16 protein-coding genes and 1 pseudogene are annotated in these 17,862 nt (G+C 50.4%); 8 read left to right on the top strand and 9 right to left on the bottom strand.

Translation table 11 applies throughout. The features are described 5' to 3' along the window. Nucleotides 1-4: 4 nt before the first annotated feature. Nucleotides 5-245, top strand: a pseudogene (locus ACYQ3G_RS04840) (integrase core domain-containing protein); the annotation flags it as partial. 230 nt (nt 246-475) lie between these two features. Here the strand turns inward: ACYQ3G_RS04840 and ACYQ3G_RS04835 are convergent. Continuing rightward, nucleotides 476-1,828, bottom strand: a complete 1,353-nt coding sequence (locus ACYQ3G_RS04835; RefSeq protein WP_459822997.1) for an IS1380 family transposase — start codon at nt 1,826-1,828, stop codon at nt 476-478. 161 nt (nt 1,829-1,989) lie between these two features. On the opposite strand from ACYQ3G_RS04835, the gene ACYQ3G_RS04830 reads away from it, so the two are divergent. The 4 genes from ACYQ3G_RS04830 (at nt 1,990) to ACYQ3G_RS04815 (ending at nt 5,804) form a co-directional block, all read left to right on the top strand. Further along, nucleotides 1,990-2,931: a UDP-glucuronic acid decarboxylase family protein gene (locus ACYQ3G_RS04830; protein WP_459822995.1), complete on the top strand. Its 942-nt coding sequence runs from the start codon at nt 1,990-1,992 to the stop codon at nt 2,929-2,931. Nucleotides 2,932-3,206: 275 nt separating this feature from the next. Then, nucleotides 3,207-3,770, top strand: coding sequence for a hypothetical protein (locus ACYQ3G_RS04825; protein WP_459822992.1), 564 nt, complete (start codon nt 3,207-3,209; stop codon nt 3,768-3,770). Further along, nucleotides 3,763-4,698 (top strand): hypothetical protein, encoded by a 936-nt coding sequence (locus tag ACYQ3G_RS04820; protein ID WP_459822989.1) that lies wholly within the window; start codon nt 3,763-3,765, stop codon nt 4,696-4,698. The genes ACYQ3G_RS04825 and ACYQ3G_RS04820 overlap by 8 nt, the downstream gene beginning before the upstream one ends. Beyond that, on the top strand, nt 4,695-5,804 hold the full coding sequence (locus tag ACYQ3G_RS04815) for a glycosyltransferase family 4 protein (RefSeq protein WP_459822986.1): 1,110 nt from the start codon (nt 4,695-4,697) through the stop codon (nt 5,802-5,804). Before ACYQ3G_RS04820 ends, ACYQ3G_RS04815 begins: the two co-directional genes overlap by 4 nt. An 86-nt stretch (nt 5,805-5,890) precedes the next feature. Here the strand turns inward: ACYQ3G_RS04815 and ACYQ3G_RS04810 are convergent, their stop codons facing one another. Both ACYQ3G_RS04810 and ACYQ3G_RS04805 read right to left on the bottom strand, forming a co-directional pair. Then, nucleotides 5,891-6,718, bottom strand: a complete 828-nt coding sequence (locus tag ACYQ3G_RS04810; RefSeq protein ID WP_459822984.1) for a glycosyltransferase family 2 protein — start codon at nt 6,716-6,718, stop codon at nt 5,891-5,893. Between the two features lie 25 nt (nt 6,719-6,743). Beyond that, nucleotides 6,744-7,595: a glycosyltransferase gene (locus ACYQ3G_RS04805; protein WP_459822981.1), complete on the bottom strand. Its 852-nt coding sequence runs from the start codon at nt 7,593-7,595 to the stop codon at nt 6,744-6,746. Between the two features lie 52 nt (nt 7,596-7,647). Here ACYQ3G_RS04805 and ACYQ3G_RS04800 point away from each other — a divergent pair, with 52 nt between their 5' ends. The 3 genes from ACYQ3G_RS04800 (at nt 7,648) to wbaP (ending at nt 11,346) form a co-directional block, all read left to right on the top strand. Continuing rightward, on the top strand, nt 7,648-8,604 hold the full coding sequence (locus ACYQ3G_RS04800; RefSeq protein ID WP_459822979.1) for a hypothetical protein: 957 nt from the start codon (nt 7,648-7,650) through the stop codon (nt 8,602-8,604). Between the two features lie 164 nt (nt 8,605-8,768). Further along, nucleotides 8,769-9,899, top strand: a complete 1,131-nt coding sequence (locus ACYQ3G_RS04795; RefSeq protein ID WP_459822976.1) for a glycosyltransferase family 4 protein — start codon at nt 8,769-8,771, stop codon at nt 9,897-9,899. Continuing rightward, nucleotides 9,880-11,346, top strand: coding sequence for an undecaprenyl-phosphate galactose phosphotransferase WbaP (gene wbaP / locus ACYQ3G_RS04790; RefSeq protein ID WP_459822973.1), 1,467 nt, complete (start codon nt 9,880-9,882; stop codon nt 11,344-11,346). The genes ACYQ3G_RS04795 and wbaP overlap by 20 nt, the downstream gene beginning before the upstream one ends. On the opposite strand, the gene ACYQ3G_RS04785 is transcribed toward wbaP, so the two are convergent. The 6 genes from ACYQ3G_RS04785 to ACYQ3G_RS04760 are packed head-to-tail and all read right to left on the bottom strand — an operon-like array spanning nt 11,303 to nt 17,791. Beyond that, nucleotides 11,303-12,628 carry an O-antigen ligase family protein gene (locus ACYQ3G_RS04785; protein ID WP_459822970.1) on the bottom strand — a complete coding sequence of 442 codons (1,326 nt, stop codon included), beginning with the start codon at nt 12,626-12,628 and terminating at the stop codon, nt 11,303-11,305. The two genes, wbaP and ACYQ3G_RS04785, sit on opposite strands and share 44 nt — an antisense overlap. 1 nt (nt 12,629) lies before the next feature. Beyond that, nucleotides 12,630-13,454: a hypothetical protein gene (locus tag ACYQ3G_RS04780; protein WP_459822967.1), complete on the bottom strand. Its 825-nt coding sequence runs from the start codon at nt 13,452-13,454 to the stop codon at nt 12,630-12,632. Next, complete coding sequence (locus tag ACYQ3G_RS04775) at nt 13,451-15,202, bottom strand: ABC transporter ATP-binding protein (protein WP_459822964.1); 1,752 nt, start codon at nt 15,200-15,202, stop codon at nt 13,451-13,453. The genes ACYQ3G_RS04780 and ACYQ3G_RS04775 overlap by 4 nt, the downstream gene beginning before the upstream one ends. Then, nucleotides 15,199-15,819, bottom strand: coding sequence for a hypothetical protein (locus tag ACYQ3G_RS04770; RefSeq protein ID WP_459822960.1), 621 nt, complete (start codon nt 15,817-15,819; stop codon nt 15,199-15,201). Before ACYQ3G_RS04770 ends, ACYQ3G_RS04775 begins: the two co-directional genes overlap by 4 nt. Beyond that, on the bottom strand, nt 15,816-16,880 hold the full coding sequence (locus tag ACYQ3G_RS04765; RefSeq protein WP_459822957.1) for a glycosyltransferase: 1,065 nt from the start codon (nt 16,878-16,880) through the stop codon (nt 15,816-15,818). Before ACYQ3G_RS04765 ends, ACYQ3G_RS04770 begins: the two co-directional genes overlap by 4 nt. Next, entirely contained in the window at nt 16,877-17,791 is a 915-nt protein-coding gene (locus ACYQ3G_RS04760; protein WP_459822955.1) for a polysaccharide deacetylase family protein, read from the bottom strand. Before ACYQ3G_RS04760 ends, ACYQ3G_RS04765 begins: the two co-directional genes overlap by 4 nt. Nucleotides 17,792-17,862 lie beyond the last annotated feature (71 nt).

The raw sequence follows: 17,862 nt of genomic DNA, 5'->3' as shown, positions 1-17,862 counted from the left end.
GGAGCTGATCGATTATGGTAAGCCATGGCAGAATGGGTTGAACGAGAGTTGTAACCGCAAATTTCACAACAAGTGTTAGCCGACGTAATGCTTACGGTTTGACCGAAGCACAGGTTGTGACCACGGAATGGAGGAGAGCGCTATAACTTCGTCTGCCCACATTCATGCTTGAAAATATGACGCCCGAGCATTTCTGTTGGTACTATGGAATAACCCTGAACCGTGGGGAAACTTACATGAATTGAGTGGCCGAAGTTTCCCGTCAGGTTTTAATATTATTTATCCTGAATCCGTGGACATCTGCTGTCAAAACTGTCCACTCTAAATTTTGAGCCCTTTTTTTCAAAAAATGGGTAAACGTTGGCCACTCAATTTACTTTTGATGACCTCTTATTCTTTCAAGAGTTCCTGGACACCGACTTTTTGCAGTTTTCAGACGTACTACTCCTAGGAATGCAGCCTAATGGCCCTTTCGTTACGCCGTCTTGAGACGATAAAACAGGTCAGAGACCACCTTGAACCATGGCTCCGGGCAGGAGACATGCAGGATCACCTTCCGTGCATGGCGGGTGATCCGGGCGCAAATGCTCATCATGCTCCGCATGACCGTCTTGGTTCTGCGACGGTTGGCTTTTTTCAGCCCCAGCATCCGAGCCACAACCAAGTCCACGGAGGCCACCCGAAGCATGTTGTAGACCAGCATGCCCAAACGCAGAAAGGGTGCATTCACGGCAAACTTGCCCGACGGCAGGCGTTCCATGTCCATCTCGGTCTTGAATTCCCCGTGGTGCTGCTCGCTGGTGCCCCGCTTGCGATACAGCTTCAAAGCCTGATCGGCATCGAATTCCAGGTTAGTCCACAAAACGCAAACGCGGACCTCTGGAATCATCATGAACACACCGTCCTTGCTCAACACTTCCGTGACCTCGAAAACCTGACGGACAGGCATGTTCTTCTTTCCGATCTCGCACATCACGAAGCCCCGGTAGATCCGGCCTTTTTCTCGGGACGTTGCGAAATTCTCTACTTTCTGCGCATGCTCCTTGGCCGTGGCGAGCCAACCGGTCACCGGCTCCCTGCGCAGATTGTGCTTGATGATGAAGCCGGTGCGCGACTGCGTGCACAGCGTCTCCAGACGCTCCTTGCTGTCAAATCCGCTGTCGGCGACCACGAGAACGTTCGCATCCACCATGGACTTGGCGTACCCGAGGCTCTCCAGGATGAACTCATCCGTGCCCTCGCAACTGGAATGGCTCGATCCGGGACGAAGCTTGCCGTTGACCATCCAGCCGCCACCAAGATGAGCAAAGATCGGAGCGAAGCCGAATCTCTTGTCGTACGTCGCGCTGGCACCTTCCTTCTCGGTGTCGGCGTTATCGAAAATGCTGACGTCGATATCAAGGCGCACCCAGTGCTCTTTCTTGTTGTCGTCCCTGGTCATCTCGATAAGTTCAGGCTGCATTCCAGTCTTCTTCCACAACTCGACCGAGCAGCGGGGCAACTGGGCATCCAGGTCAGTTTCCAAGGCGATCCGCTGAAACCGTTGCCGCAAAATCTCGGCGGAAGGAACGCGTCCAAGGCCAAGGCTGGTCGCGAAGAAATCGTCGCCGTAGTACTCACGAACATGGTCGAAATCCGTTTTGCCTTGGCACATGAGGCCAACCAATGTGCGGAAAATTTCACGCTCCTTGATCTGCGGAGCTTTTCCAGGCCCAAGACGGTCGACCAGTGTGTCCAGACCGCAAACCCTGGCCATCTCGCTAATCAGAGCCAGACCGACATGGCCAATGTTGTTTCCTTCGTTTCGCTTGATATCGGTGATGAGCATTGCAAACTCCTGTCGCACCCAATGGGTGCAAAAAATCATTCAGGAAAAGCAGGCTCAATATACCGGTATCATTGATTTATTTCAAGTACAAAATGTTTCAAAACTGTATGTTCAATGTAACTTTTTCACGGATTTAGGATTTATAATTAAGGGGTAGAGTAATGAATAAGCGTGTCCTTGTGACAGGTGGTTCAGGTTTCCTTGGCTCTCAACTCTGTAATCGTCTTGTCAAAGGCGGAGTAGATGTTTTGTGCGTAGACAATTTTTTCACAGGTAGCAAAGCTAATGTTGCTCATTTGATTGGAGCTCCGAACTTTGAACTTATGCGTCACGACGTGACATTTCCACTTTATGTCGAAGTTGATCAAATCTACAACTTGGCATGTCCCGCGAGTCCGATTCACTATCAGTTCGACCCTGTGCAAACTACCAAGACCAGCGTTCATGGGGCGATTAACATGCTGGGCCTGGCCAAACGGGTGAAAGCTCGTATTTTTCAAGCTTCCACAAGTGAAGTCTATGGAGATCCGGAACTACACCCGCAGCCGGAAAGCTACTGGGGCAAGGTCAACCCGATAGGGCCACGGTCTTGTTACGACGAAGGCAAGCGCTGTGCCGAAACGTTGTTTTTCGATTACCATCGGCAACACAATCTGGACATCAAGGTTGTGCGCATTTTCAACACATACGGACCGAACATGCATCCCAACGATGGGCGAGTGGTGAGCAATTTCGTTGTCCAGGCGTTGAAAGGTGAGGACCTTACCATTTATGGCGATGGCCAGCAGACGCGATCTTTTTGTTATGTTGATGATATGATAGATGGCTTTGAGCGAATGATGGAAAGCGAGAAGGGCTTCACCGGCCCTGTGAACATGGGCAATCCAGGGGAGTTCACTATGCTGGAACTGGCAGAGAATGTTCTGCGTCTAGTGGGTGGCAAGTCGAAACTCGCCTTCCATCCGTTGCCTACAGATGACCCGAGGCAGCGAAAGCCAGATATTTCGTTGGCCAAAGAGAAGCTCGGTTGGGAACCCCGTGTGCATCTCGAAGATGGATTGCAGGAGACAATTGCTTATTTCAAGAAAATTGTTCATTCGTGAGCCTTTCGGACATGACAAAGTCGCAGACGAGCAGATACGCAGTTGTTACAATGGCTGTTGGTAAGAAGTACAACAGGTTGCTGTCTTTTTCATTGTTCCCCTTCATGGATTTGCCAAAAAATGCGGCGCGGATTTGATTCTGCGATGAGGCTCCCAATCCAAAATTTAGGCGAAGTATATAGAGTCAAAAGCTGTTACTTCCAAATCTATATAGTTCCTACGATTGGATTTTCTTTGTTGACCTTGATGTCTTGATATCGAGTAGCGCTCCGTCTGTGTTTGATTGTATCGATGATTCCTTTGCTTTTTCTGCTGCTGTTGACAATCGTGAATCTACTGGATTTAAAAACACAGCCCTTCACGTTTGGCGTCGGCCAGACATACTGGAGGAGACCCACAGAAGTTATTTCACCTCCCGTGGGTTTCAGGACAGCGAATTGCTGCGCGGTTCTATCAATGGAGGAGCTTTTCTATGCCGACCGTCTGTAATCGGTAAACTTTTTGAAGATGCATATTGGTCTGACTTGCCTGAAACAAGTCATGAAGAAGCTATTGCAGCCTATGTTTCTCAAACCAATGGGCTGTTCAAGCCTCTGGATGATCGCTTCAATACGCAGGTGCTTCATGCATTGAGCGCCGATGAGCCTCAATTCGCACGTGATTTTGCGCATGGGTATCATTTTAAAATTTTAAAGAGATTGCACAACATCATGCCGCCAGCTATGCTCAGGACTTTATACCCACGTGTTTATACACGCGTTGTTGCTGAGAAATTGAGGGAAAACTATATTCTTCACTTTGCCGGCAACTATCCATTCCTGGGACTGGCCAATGACTGACTACGAACTCACAACACCTGTCGCATTCATTATCTTCAATCGCCCTGATACGACGGCCAGGGTGTTTGCCGAGATCGCGAAGGCGCGTCCGCCCAAACTCCTGGTGATCGGAGATGGCCCGCGCGTTTCGCGACTAGGAGAAGTGGAGCGAGTTGCCGCCGCGCGGGCCATTATCGAAAAAGTTGACTGGCCGTGTGAGGTGCTGACCAATTTTTCTGAGGTTAACCTGGGTTGTAAGAGGCGGGTGTCAAGCGGTATAGACTGGGTGTTCGAGCAGGTCGAGGAGGCCATCATCCTCGAGGATGACTGTCTGCCTCATCCTACTTTTTTCCGCTTCTGTCAGGAGATGCTTGAGCGATATCGTTATGACGAGCGCATAGCCATGATAAGTGGTGATAACTTTCTTTTTGACCGTGTGCTTGTGCCTGATAGCTATTATTTCTCGCGTTATCTTCATATTTGGGGGTGGGCGTCATGGCGTCGGGCTTGGAAGGACTATGATGTTGAAATAAGGGATTGGCCGCAGGCGCGGCGTGATGGTTTACTTGCTGCCTACATTGGGCGCAGTGGCGAGAGATCCTATTGGCTACAGGCTTTTAACGAAGTGCATCAAGGCCTTCTCGACACTTGGGATTATCAGTGGGTCTTGAGTTCCTGGTTGCAAAGTCGGCTAGCTATCATGCCTGCGGTTAATTTAGTTTCAAACATCGGATTCGGCCAAACTGCAACTCATACCACGGGTGCTAGTATTTACGCAAATATGCCGACAGGAGAAATTGTGTTTCCGCTTTGTCACCCTCGTTATGTATTTTCGCATCAGATAGCAGATGTTTATACAGCCAAAGGTCATTTTACTGTCAGCCTGCGTCGGAGAATTTTGAACAAGGTTAAGAAAATCGCGAAATCAATCCTGAAATTGATGCCATGAATATCGAGAGAATGAAAATCGCTTACGATCACCAGATTTTTGAATTACAAAGATATGGCGGTATCTCTCGCTATTTTTTTGAGTTGGCCTGTCGTATTCATGAATATAGCACTGATATTGTGCGGGTAATCAGCCCTTTTTACATAAATGAGTATTTGTCAGATTCGAATGTGCCCGTAGTAGGCATTCGTGTGCCGCATATCCCTAAAATAAGATTTTTGTGTTCGTATTTTAATAGTATTTTTTCGCCAATTGCGATTCATAAGTACAATCCAGAAATTATTCACGAGACCTACTACTCTGTAGATTCTGTTCGTGCAGATCATATTAAAAGAATAATTACTATACATGATATGATTCATGAGCTTTTTCCGGATAGTTTTACGTTGGAGGATGCTACAAAGAGCAAGAAGGCGACAGCTGCTAGGCGAGCGGATCACATTATTTGCGTTTCGGAGAATACGCGCCAGGACCTCATCCGTTTTTTGGATGTCAATCCTGCCAAGATATCCGTAGTCTATCATGGCTATGAGTTGCTGGCGAGTCCGAGCGGTGTGCGACGGTGCGAAGCTCCTTTTATCTTATATGTTGGCAGTCGAGGTGGTTATAAAAATTTTGATCGGCTTCTCCAAGCGTATGCCGCATCTCCTTTGATTCATGACGAATTCAATTTGGTGACTTTTGGTGGTGGTAGATTGACAATACGCGAGCAGGCTCGAATTCAAGAATTGGGTGGGAGGCGGTTGCAGGTAAAGCATTTTAGCGGCGGCGATGAGGTTCTAGCCGACCTGTATGCCACTGCGCGTCTATTTGTATATCCATCTCTTTATGAAGGCTTTGGGATTCCTCCGTTGGAAGCGATGAGTGTTGATTGCCCTGTCATCTGTTCTGATCGGAGTTCGTTGCCCGAAGTTGTTGGAGAAGGTGCCGGATATTTTGATCCCGAATCCGTCGATTCCATCGTTGCTGAAATGACTCGCGCGTTGTTCGACTCTTCATATAGGCAGAGTCTCATTGATAAGGGCAGATGCCAATCTTTGAAATATTCTTGGGATAGGTGCGCCCAAGAAACACTTAACGTTTATCGTCGCGTAATCGAATCCTAATCAGTCCTGATGTCTCGAACAATGTATTTCGGAGTTGTTGGGAGAGGTCGAGGATGATGGGTTGCTCAAAAAATTCAAAAATACAATTATATGTCAAGGAGTCCTTTTAACCGCCCTCGGAACATTTCCCAGCGATAGCGCCAAGTTCCCTTACCTTCGATCATCGCTCTCCAAAGGGGATAAGCAACGTTGGCAATTTTGAACCAGAGGGGTAGCTTATGTTTTTTAAGTATGAACATGCGTCCGCGGCCATAGGACCGCCATTTATGGGCGAGATCGTGGTTTTGAGTGTTTGGTAAGGGATGAAATACACGAATGGCAGGTACTCGCCACACTAGCCCAATACCTGCCGCTCGCAAAAGGTAGTCTGTATCTTCGCCGCAACCATAAGGTAGCCCCGTGCCTGGCCCAAGAATGGGGTCGAACATGCCGATGGCTTTCACGGCGCTATGGCGGTAAAATTGAACATAAGTTTCGCCACGCCGGAATAATTCGCGGTAGTTCATTGCGTAAGTGTCAAAATTATAAAAATTTGAGCAGAATAGGGCGGAATCGTCATGCGCCCAAATTCCTACGGCACACTCTGCAGATTCATGTTGCTGGAAAAATTTCGCTGCCATCTCCAGAGTATCGGGAGCATACCAGCAATCATCATCAGGAAAGGCCACAATGTTTCCGGTGAATAGTTTGAAAAGTGCGTTTCTCGCGTTGGAGACCCCGCAAGGATTGATGCGGATGCGTTGAATGTGTAGATGAGATGCAAATGTGTTCAGAGTAGCGTCGAGGAAACCTTGAGGATTTTGATCTGCAATAAGTACTTCAAAGTCCTTGTGCGTTTGTTGGCACAAACTTTCAAGAAGTCTTTTGAGTTCTCTGGTGCGTCCAATGGTCGCAATGGCAAGAGATACTTTCATGGTGATGTTATTTTGAGGGAATGTTCTATAATCGATGGCGGTTGCGCAATTTTCGCAATAAATTGGCAAATTTGGCCGCAGTGGCTAAGCCAAAAAGTTTAGCCAGTAGGGCACAAAGGATGCTCCTCGTTAACCGAACAAGAATTTTCCATGGAAATGACTTGGGAAAGAATTGTCGTGAAATTTTCAATTGTTCCCATTCGCCGCGCCACATGCTGGTGAGCGAAGAGCTTACGCCGCCGGTAGCCATGCATACTAGCGGAATATCATGAACTTCAACGTTTCCAAGCGTAAAGGTTCTAGCCAGAAAGTCATAGTCGCCAGCTATGCGGAAGTTGGTGTTAAAGCGGTGCTTGTCAAAAAGCGTGCGTTTGTGGAACAGTCCTTGGTGCGGCAAGGCCATTCCCTGTGCGATGTCCCGTGCAATATTTCGTGATGGGTATAGCATGCTTTTGTTATCTGTAGTAATTGGAAAATTTATTACATCGCTTGTTGTTATTACAGGTGTTGCCATGTAGAGTGTTTTTTCTGGTAAGCTGCGTAATAATTTTGCAGCAAGGTATAAACTGGATGGGGTGATTAGTCTGTCGTCTGCGCCTAAGAAAAGTATCCATTCTCCTGTTACGCGTTCTACGGCGCTATTCCATGCATCGTATATACCTTTGTCTCGACAACTGCATGCCTTGATAAAAGGCAATCTTTTTTTCCACTGTTCGAGGATTTTCAATGTTGCGTCGCTGCTTGCGCCGTCTTGAACGACAACCTCTATGCTTAGAAAATCTTGTTCGGCAAGAGAGGCGAGCAAGGTTGGTAAACTATCCGCTGCATTATATGTTGCAACAACGCATGATAATAATGGACGTTCAAACGAATTCATGCTTCAAAGATTGCCACAAGCTCAATATGGGTGCAAGCCTTTAGGGGTGTCAATGGAAAAAAGTTTCGGTATTGTAATTACATGCTACCCTGGTGACGTGCACTTTGCGCAAGCGTCATACATGAGCGTTCGATATTTTCTTGGGCCAGATATGCCCATTTGTTTTGTCGTTGATGGTGATCCAATCTGTCTTGGCGAGGTATTGTCGGACGCAAACGTGACCACATTAACGCGTAATGATGTAGTTGACTCTCGACTAAAAGAGACTGGTTTTGGGTGGGGGTTCACAAAAATGGTAGGGCTTTGGCATAGTCCTTTTAAAGAGTCGCTTTATCTTGACGCAGATGCCATAGTGTGGGGCAATGTGATAGAGGATTTTTACAAGCATGGTTACGACTTTATCGTTGACCAGCAAAAATTATACTCCGATGTAGAAATTGCTTTTTGGTTTTTTGCTCCCCAGGAATTAGTCAAGTACTATCCAGATTTTGATTTTACGAAATTTCGAGCTCGTTACGCCTGTACGGGGACATTTTATGCCCGAAGAGGTGCGCTTGATCTCCAAGACTGGTATGATATTGCCATGCTTCAAAAGCGAGACCCGAATGTTTTTCTTTTTGGCGGGGAAATGGGCCCCCTTAATTTTCTATGGGCTTATGGTTGCCAACGTGAGTCGTTACGTATACTTAGCGTTAAATATCAGGTCATTCCTGTTGATCACGACGATGTTGAATTGCAAGAATACTACAGCCCTGAAGCATTGCACGCAAATCGAGTAAGGCCCGCAGTTATACATTTTTGCGGCAAAAAACCGAACATTTTTTCCCGCTCTGCCAAAGTAGCGAGCATGAATTTCTTTCGTAAGCAGTACTTGTTGCAAAAGGCGAAACTGTCCCCGTGGAGCGCGCTGTTGCTCATGGCGTGGCAGGATGTCCGCTTTGTTTTCGTGCCTTGGCTGAGGCGCGGTGTCTCTAAGGTAAGAAGTCTTTGCAGGCAAATCGCTCATTGAATCGGACTCCTGTCACCCTGTGGGTGTAGCCCAAGAAGCATGTTTGCCCTCTCGCAAATGATTATTCTTTCGACTAAATTATCAACGTTCTTTACCGGCGCCGGTCAATAGTGGGTGCTGTTTTAACGCTACTATTTTTATCTAGATGAGCAGGTGAATACAAATTGAGAGTCGCCGTTGTCCACTATTGGTTCATATCGCAAAGAGGTGGTGAAAAGGTTGTTGAAGGATTCTGCGATCTTTATCCAGACGCAGATATTTTCACTCTTGTTCTAGATCGCGACGCGTTGTCTCCTCGTATGGCAATGCGTATAATATTCACTTCGTTTATTGACACGCTTCCCCTCTCAAAACGCTGGTACAAACACTATCTGCCTCTTATGCCCCTGGCCTTGGAGCAATTCGATCTGCGCGGATATGACCTCGTCATTTCTAGCGAATCCGGTCCCGCCAAAGGCGTGCTGACTTCCCCTGATACGCTGCACATCTGCTATTGCCATACACCCATGCGGTACGTCTGGGATATGTATCACGATTATATGTCCAGTTCAGGTCGAATCAAAAGATTCTTCATGGCCCCTCTTCTTCACTACCTGCGCCTGTGGGACAGGCTCAGTGCCGACAGGGTGGATCATTTCGTGGCCAATTCGGCCAATGTCGCGCGTAGGATTGCCAAGCATTACCGGCGAGAAGCGGATGTAGTCTATCCTCCGGTGGCAGTGGAGGATTTTTTCATTTCGGAACAGCATGATGATTTTTATCTTATGGTTGGCCAGCTGGTTGGTTACAAACGGGCCGATCTTGCTGTGAGGGCCTTTACACGCTCCGGAAAGCGCTTGGTCGTTATCGGGGAAGGCGAACAGATGCGCATGTTGCGCGAAATGGCAGGCAAGAATGTCGAGTTTTTGGGCCGGCAGCCTTTCGAGGTCTTGCGCGATCACTACTCCCGTTGCCAGGCCCTTGTTTTTCCCGGGGAGGAAGATTTTGGGCTCGTGCCCCTTGAAGCCATGGCTTCTGGGCGGCCAGTCATAGCCTTTGGCAAGGGCGGGGCGTTGGAGACCGTCGTGGATGGCAAGACAGGTGTTTTCTTTCATGAACAGACCGAAGACGCGCTGCTTGAGGCAGTCGAGCGCTTCGAGGGCATGAAGAGCGAGTTTGATCCGGCTGAGATCCGTGAGTACGCGTGCCGGTTTAGCCCGGAAAGGTTCAGGTCTGAGATGTCGAAAATTATTGAGACTCAACTTCGCGCGCATGCGCGCGCAATGGGACGATGGGATGTTCAAAACCAGAGCTGACGCCGCGGTCACAGCGGAAAATATCAATGCGATTTTGCCCCGGCAAGGCATGCTTTCCGGCTTCAGGATTACGGGCCTTTTATTGCTGTCCGATAGCGTTGCACTCTTGATGGTATGGTGTCTGAGCGTTGTCGTCAGGTATGCCCTTGGCGGGTCTTTTGGCCTTGAGCTTTACTGGAACATGATTCCGTTGCTGCTCCTCTTTCCGGCGGCTTATGCCATTGCCGGCCTGTATCCCGGGATTTTGCTGAGTCCTCCAGAGGAACTGAAGAAGATTGCCCAGTCAACTTCCGTGATTTTTTTGATTCTTTTGGGGGCGATCTTTCTGTCCAAGCAAAGTGACACGTTCTCCCGAGGAATTTTTGTCATGGCCTGGCTTGGTGTTTTGGCGGCGGTGCCTTTTTTTCGGACCATGCTCCGGCGAAAGGTGGAGAAGTGGAGGCGCTGGGGTCATCCTGTGGTTATTTTGGGTGCAGGCAAGACAGGTGAAGCCGTTGCGGAAGCATTGGCGCGGGAGCACCGCCTGTGCTTGCGCCCGGTGGCATTTTTTGACGATGACCCGCGGATAATCGGGAAAAATTGCGTGGGGCTCCCCGTGATAGGTCCCTTGGATGCTGCACGGAAAGTGACCGAGGAATGCAAAGGATCCACCGCAATTGTGGCCATGCCCGGAGCAGGGCCGGCCAAGCTGGTGGAGGTGTTGCAAGGGCCGGCCGCTGATTTCAGGCGGTTAATCATCATTCCGGACCTGTTCGGGGCGTCCTCGCTGTGGATATCCGCCTTCGACATGGGCGGGATTCTGGGCCTGGAAGTGCACCAGAAGCTTCTCGACCCGCGCAGGCAGTGGATCAAACGTTGCGCGGAACTGGCTCTGATTTTCTTCTTTTCGCCGCTTATTTTGCTCCTTTCCGCAGCCATAGCATTGGTCATCAAGCTGGATTCAAAAGGCCCCGTGTTGTTTGGCCACAAGCGGATCGGGCGTGACGGCAAGGATATAACGATCTGGAAATTCCGGACCATGGTCCGGGATGCTGGCGCCGTGCTGGCCGAATGCCTGAAGTCCGACCCGGCTTTGCGTGCGGAATGGGAAGAGAAGCATAAGCTGGTCTGTGACCCCCGGATCACCAAGGCGGGACGCTTTCTGCGCAGGACAAGTCTGGACGAGTTGCCGCAGCTCTGGAATGTCGTGCGCGGTGATTTGAGCCTGGTCGGGCCGAGGCCCATAGTTTGGGACGAGGTGGACAAATACGAGGGTGGCTTCGTCCTCTACAAGAAAGTCAAGCCGGGTTTGACAGGATTGTGGCAGGTTTCAGGCAGAAGCGGCACTTCGTACTCCGAACGCGTCAGGCTGGATGCGTACTATGTGCGCAACTGGTCTGTTTGGCTTGATATTTATATTCTGCTCAAGACGCCCGGGGAAGTATGTCGATGTCGGGGTGCGTGTTGACCGTATTGCTTTTTTGGAGAGCCAACCCGCACCCCATGATGATGCCGAGGATTGAGAACGCCATGCCAAGCCACCACGTCCGGAAGAAGTCATGGGCGCTCACGCCAGTGGCCATGTATCCCAGAAAAGCTACCCAGAAGCATGAGGTCACTTTCCATACGCTAGATTTATTGGCGGTCCGAGCAATGAGAATCTGTCGAAGACTCCACAGCATGTAGAACAACATAAAGAAAAGCAGGATGCCAAGCCCTACCATACCCATTTCACACAGAAATTGCAGGTAAATGTTGTGGGGATGCTGGATGCTCTGCGAATGTATCTGGAAGTCGAGTCCCAGTGCATGTACTCCTGGATTGAAACTGTTCAGGCCTACGCCTAGAATTGGAGCACTTTCAAAGACCTTCCAGGCATAAGGCCAGAGTTCTTTGATTCGTCCATCCTGCATGATCATTTCAAATGACGTTCGTTTGACGAAGAGCAAAGCTCCCACCAAGGCCGCACCACTTCCGAGAACTCCTTTCCAGGAAATGGCTTCGAGCAGTATGAGGCTGGCGGTTACGGCCACAAGAAAACCCAGCAGTCCGCTCCTGGTTTGAGAGCCCACCAGCAGGAAGATGCCGGGTGCAAGTAAGACGGCCATGAATGCGTACTTTGCCTGCTTGCTCCATCGTGACGGCAAAATGAACCAGGTGGCAAGGGCCACTGGAAGAACCAGTGATATATAGTTCCCGACGCGATATGTTTTAAAGGATCCTGTCAGTCGAATCCCCGTCGGTCCGCCGAGAGGGGCATCGCCCCGTATCAAGTCGAAGCCCGTGACATATTGATATATCCCGTCAAGCCCTTCGTAAAAACCGGCGATTGTGAAAAGAATGGCGAGGAGCTTGATGTCTTTTTCATTCCGAATAAATTCCAGGCCTATGAAAAAAAGTGTAAATGCGCCGTTGATATTCGTTTGGAATCCATACCAGCCGTTTGATATGTTGATATTGTGAAATATTTTTAAAAATAAAAATAAGATGAATAAAAAATAAACCCATTTTATGCGTCCAAGAGCACAAAGGTTTGATTCATGATATTTTGTTGAATAATAGCCGATCAGTCCGATCAGGGCCGCAATTGAACCAACGTTGGCCGGAGCTTTCCCAAGTGGGAGTGTCAGGATGAATATGCAAAATCCTATGCGAAGCAAATTGATAGAGAATAGGCCTAGATTGTCTTTATCGTAAAATGAGCTGTTAAAAATATTATAACTGCAGTTGTTAAAAAAATAAGAATTCATTTTATGACATCTCTTTGAGGTATCGTGTTTTGTATCTTTCCGGGTGTCTTTTTCTTTTAATATCTAGAATGAGTCTATTTGCATAAATGTATGCTTTTGTTAGTGCTTTAAATTTGGTTAATTTATAGAATAAAAGATATTCCTGCATTTTTTCGGCATTTCTCGATGCAGCCTTGAAGTGGAGAATGCTGCCGGTTCTTCTTTTGACATCATTGAAAAATTCAGACTCGAGAATCAAGATTTCCGCATTTTCAAATCTGTATTTTTTTCCAGGGGATATTATATTGTTAAGGCTGAGCAATATGTCGCTCAGGGTTTTTTGGTCTGTTGAGTCCTGATCGCCTTCGCATCTTGAAATCCATTTATTGAGCAGATTTTCCAAGCCCGCCTTATTATTCGACAGGGGGTCTATCAGTATGACTCCGCTGTTGATAATCCCATTTTTGCGAAAGTCGCTTGCCGTCTGTTCGGAATATATCCTGAAAGTTAGGCAGATGTCTGCCTCAGGAAAAATAGGGCGCTCCGTAAAGAGGCAATCTGCGTCGATAAACAAGAATTTGTGCTGCGATCTGTAAAAGTAGTCAAGAATGCACTTTGGCTTGTGCGTTGCTTTTATGCTATTTTTTGAGTTGATATTCTTGTATTCTTTGCTTGCCTTAAATTCGATGAAATGCGCATTGATTGTCTTTTTTGTATTCTCGCATATTCCGAGATCGTAAACGACGAGTTTTTTTCCAAACGTCCGCAAGCAGTTTTCTGCCAAGTTTCTGACAAAGTGGGCGTATCCTTCGTCAGCACTCGTGACTATTGCATAGGAATCGTTCATTTTTGACCTTCGAACTGGAGCGTGTAAAGTTTCGTGTACAGCGGGCAGGTCTGCAGGAGTTGTTCGTTGGTGCCTTGGCTGACGATTTCACCGTTTCGCATGACGATAATCCGGTCTGCGGAGAGCACGGTGGAGAGGCGATGAGCGATGACAATGCTGGTTCTCCCCTTCATGAGGTTGTCCAGCGCCTGCTGGACGATGCGCTCGGATTCAGTGTCCAGAGCCGAAGTGGCTTCGTCCAGGATCAAAAGCGTAGGGTTCTTCATGATGGCCCTGGCAATGGTCAGACGCTGTTTCTGTCCCCCTGAGAGCTTCACGCCTTTTTCGCCGACGACCGTGTCGTAGCCTTGGGGCAGTTCCATGATGAAGTCATGGGCGTAGGCTGCCTTTGCAGCCTGCTCCACCAGTATTTGGTCCGTGCCCGGTTGCCCGTAGGCGATATTGTCTCGTACCGACAGATTGAAGAGAAACGGGTCCTGAGACACGATGCCAATGTTCGTGCGCAGGCTGGCCAGCGTGTAGTCGCGCAATGGGCGGCCGTTCAGACGAATTACACCCTCCGTGCAATCGTGAAAACGCGGCACCAGGTGCGCAAAGGTCGTTTTGCCGGCGCCGCTCTGGCCGACCAAGGCGATGCGCTCGCCTGCGTTGATTGTCAGGTCGATGCCCTTCAGAGCCGGTTCCGGCGCTCCCGGATAGGAAAAGCTCACGCGCTCAAAGGACAGCACGGTGAACGGGGGGGTGTATTCGATCGTGCCGCCGGTTTCTTCAACCAGCTCCGCCGAATCAAGAATTTCGAAGACGCGCTCCGCCCCTGCCATGGCCTGCTGGATGGTGTTGTTGGCTTGGCTGATGGATTTGAAGGGATCGTACAGCATGATAAGGGCTGTCATGAAGGAGAAGAATTCTCCGGGAGTCCGGTTTCCGGCAATAACTTGGCTGCCGCCGTACCAAATGACCAGCCCGGCGCCGACGGCTCCAATGAGTTCCATGATCGGGGAAGAGAGCTGGTTGTACATCTTCCCTTTGATGCCGATGCGAGCCAGGTTGTTGCTGACATGCCTGAATTTGTTTTTTTCGTACTCCTCGGAAGCAAAAGCCTTCACCACCCGCAGCCCGTTGAAGCTCTCCTGGAGGTGGGAGGAAATATCAGCCAACTCAGATTGGTATTTTCTGCCGATTTTGCGCAACTTCCGTCCGAAGTAGATGACTGGATAGACTGCCAGCGGGAAAACAAGACAGGCCCAGAAGGCGAGCTGCATGTCTCTGTAGAGGACAAGGCCGATCAGTCCGACCATGGTCAGGCTGTGCTGTATGAGCCGTATGAGTTCCGGCAGGCTGGCGCTGATCAGATTCACATCGCTGATGATGCGGGACATGAGCATCCCGACGCGGGTTTCGCCAAAAAAATCCATCGGCAGGCAGATTATCTTCGCAAACAGCTCATATCGCAGTTGCTCAAGAACTTTTGTTCCGCAGTAGGACATGAGAAACTTCTGTACAAAGAGCCCAAGTCCTTTTGCAAGAAAGACGGCGACAAGAAGAAATGGAACAATGACCAGCGAGGTGGCGTCCTTTTTGATGAAAATTTCGTCAAGAGCTGGTTGAACTAGGTATGCAGCTCCTGCTGTGCTGAGCGCGACAACGCCCAAGGCCGCAAAAGAGGCGACAATAAGCAGCTTGTACGGTAAAAAGTAGCTCAGGCTGCGCCGAAGCATATTTACAGTATGGTTTTCCAGGAATTTCATGATTTACTCGGCAGCCTTTCGGCAATGCCCATCTCCTTGTACAGTTTGCGGAAGCAGCGGTTGGTCTTGGCCCGGACAAAGAAGGGCCAGCGTAACCAAAATTGCCCTCTGTAGCGCTCTTTGCCGGTTTGAAAGTCGATGAAGACCGGACACTCCGGCGATTTTACCAGGATGTTGCGTGGCACGATCCCAAAATGATCAATGGCATGGCGTGCAAAGACTTCGCGCCGAATGCGTTCAAGTGTCGTCCAGAAATCGGGGCTGAGTACGCGCGTGTTCTTGACAAGGCTTGGCGCGATTTCTCCCCTGTCGTCACGGACCACGTCCATGACGAGCGCCTTGACGCCGTCCCGAGTTGTTTCGATCCTGTGTATGTGCACAAAATGGCGGCGGAGTTCTACGGGGCAGACCGCGAGAATCTTATTGTAGTTCTTCCATTCGTATTCGAGAAAATCCCTGATTCCGTATTTGGCATTCACTATTTCGTCAGGATCGGGACGCCCTCCCTTGAACCTGCGTTTCTGTATCAACACTTTGGCGCAGAGGTCGGGCTGGCCGACCACGGCGCGAATTTCGCACCAGCCGCCTTTGACGATCGGGGGGCCAAGTTCAATCACCGGCAAGCTCCTTGTGCCTGGAAAAAATAATCAATTTTATCGGACATGATGCGTAGCGAATTCTCATTGGCCGCGTTCCAGAAAATTTGGCCGAGTTCCAGGATGTCCTCGACTTCGGTTTTGAGCAGGCTTTTCAGGGTGGTTGCGACATGTTGCGCATCGGAAGAAGCGGGCAGCAGCAGACGTTGAGCTTGGCGCGGCCAGACTTCGTTAACGCCGCCGGTATCCCTGGCCACGCATACCAGCCCTTCAGCCATGGCTTCAAGCAAGGTGTTGGGCAGTCCCTCGCTGTAGGACGGGAGAAGAAAAATGTCCGATTTTCGTAGCGTGCTCCTCACATCCTTCTGAAATCCATGCCACACGACCCTGTCATCAAGGTCGAGTCGGGAGGCCAACGCTTTCAATTCAGTCTCTATGCGTCCGGTCCCCACAATGTCATAATAAAAATCGTACCCGAGTTTTTTCAGTCCGGCCAGGGCCCCAAGAACATCCTTGTGTCCCTTGTCCGCGTTGAGCTGGCTGGTGGAGATGAAGCGCAAAGGGGAGTGCACCGTGGCCGGCGGCTCCGGAGCCGGCTCCTTGCCCGTCAGGACCACCGTGACCTCTTCCGGTCTGAGATACGGCAGTTCCTGCAGCATGCCGTTCTTGATCTGCTCGCAGGGGACCAGGATGGAGGGCCGCACCCATTTGTGCATCAGGCGCACCTTCCAGGTGTTCAGCATGTCGCCCGCCAGCCCCACCCGGTGCACGACAGGAATGCCGAGAACCCTGGCCGCGATACCGGCGGAACGCATGTCCTTGCCGACGTTGACGACAACCAGGCCGATCTTGCCCTTGCGGAACATCCCAATGAAGCGTGAAATCAGCAGCGGGTTGAAATCAGGGCCGAAGGAAAGCCCCATGGCTTCCAAGCCCATATCGCGCGCCTTGTCGACGAAGGGGCCCGGGCGTCCAACAATGACGGCGTGATGGCCCCGGTTGGCCAGACCGCAGGCAACGTCCAGGGTCCAGCTCTTGACGCCGCCCCATTTGTTTGTGGAGTTGACGAAACAGATCTTCACGCACGTCCCTCGGGGCGTCTTCCCCGGACCAACGAAGCCGTGGCCCTTGTGGACAGAAGGGTCGCCTTGGCCCCTAGCCAGGAGCGGCTTTTGCGGTCCTTGACCGCCAGCCTCCCAATGCGAAGGGGGTCCGTTCCCGGCCCGACGTACCCGGCCCGAAGATTCAGCACCCCTTCATATCCTGCCTGTCTGGCCGCTTCCAGGGTGATGTCGTCATATTCCCCCCACGGGAGGCAGAGGAAAGGGCAGGGCTTTTCGAGAACGCTCTCTAAATGCGCTTTGCTTCTGCTGAAATCATCAAGGCAGAATGCCAGGCGCTCTTCGGGCGTTGTCAGGGTCAGAGGGCGGCCGGCCCAGTCAAGGCCGAAACCGGCATGTGCGTAGGCGCTTCCGACGCGGTGGACTTGGGTGTCTGCAGGGGCCGGTCCGCAGAGGGCTTCGTGGCTCCAGTGCAGGTTGTCGCCCAGGACGCCCTGCCGAACCCGGTTTATGAAGCAGGCTTGATGCGCTGCCGAGTGCGAATAGACCTCCATTCCTGCCTCGAGAACCATGGCCCGGACCTCGTCATGGTTCATGAAGCCCTCGAAATGTCCCTTGAGCGCTCTGCGCATGATCTCGCCCAGGGACGGCACGGGTGTGCCCTGGCCGCCTTGGTCCGCACGTGGGCGAGCCTTGCCGGGCGCCAGGAAATCCGTGACGGCGAAGAAAGCGGCGCACATGCCGCGCCGCAGCAGTTCTGGAACTGCGTAGACCCAGTTGTCCAATGTGCAGTCATCGAAGGTCAGGACCACCGATGGCCCAACCATGCGCCGATTGCCCTGTATGATTTCGAGCAGGTGCTTCAGGCTGATGCTTTTGAAGCCCATACCGGCGAGAAGGTCCAGGTGGCTGCCGAATTTTTCCGGCGTCATGCCACTGTCCGGCCGCACCTGATGGTAGCACAGGATCGGAATGCTTCCGCCCAGAGTTGATTGCAGAAGAG

The organism is Desulfomicrobium salsuginis, assembly GCF_054657795.1.
Note: the sequence above shows the minus strand (reverse complement) of the source record. Positions and strands in the feature narration are given on the sequence as shown.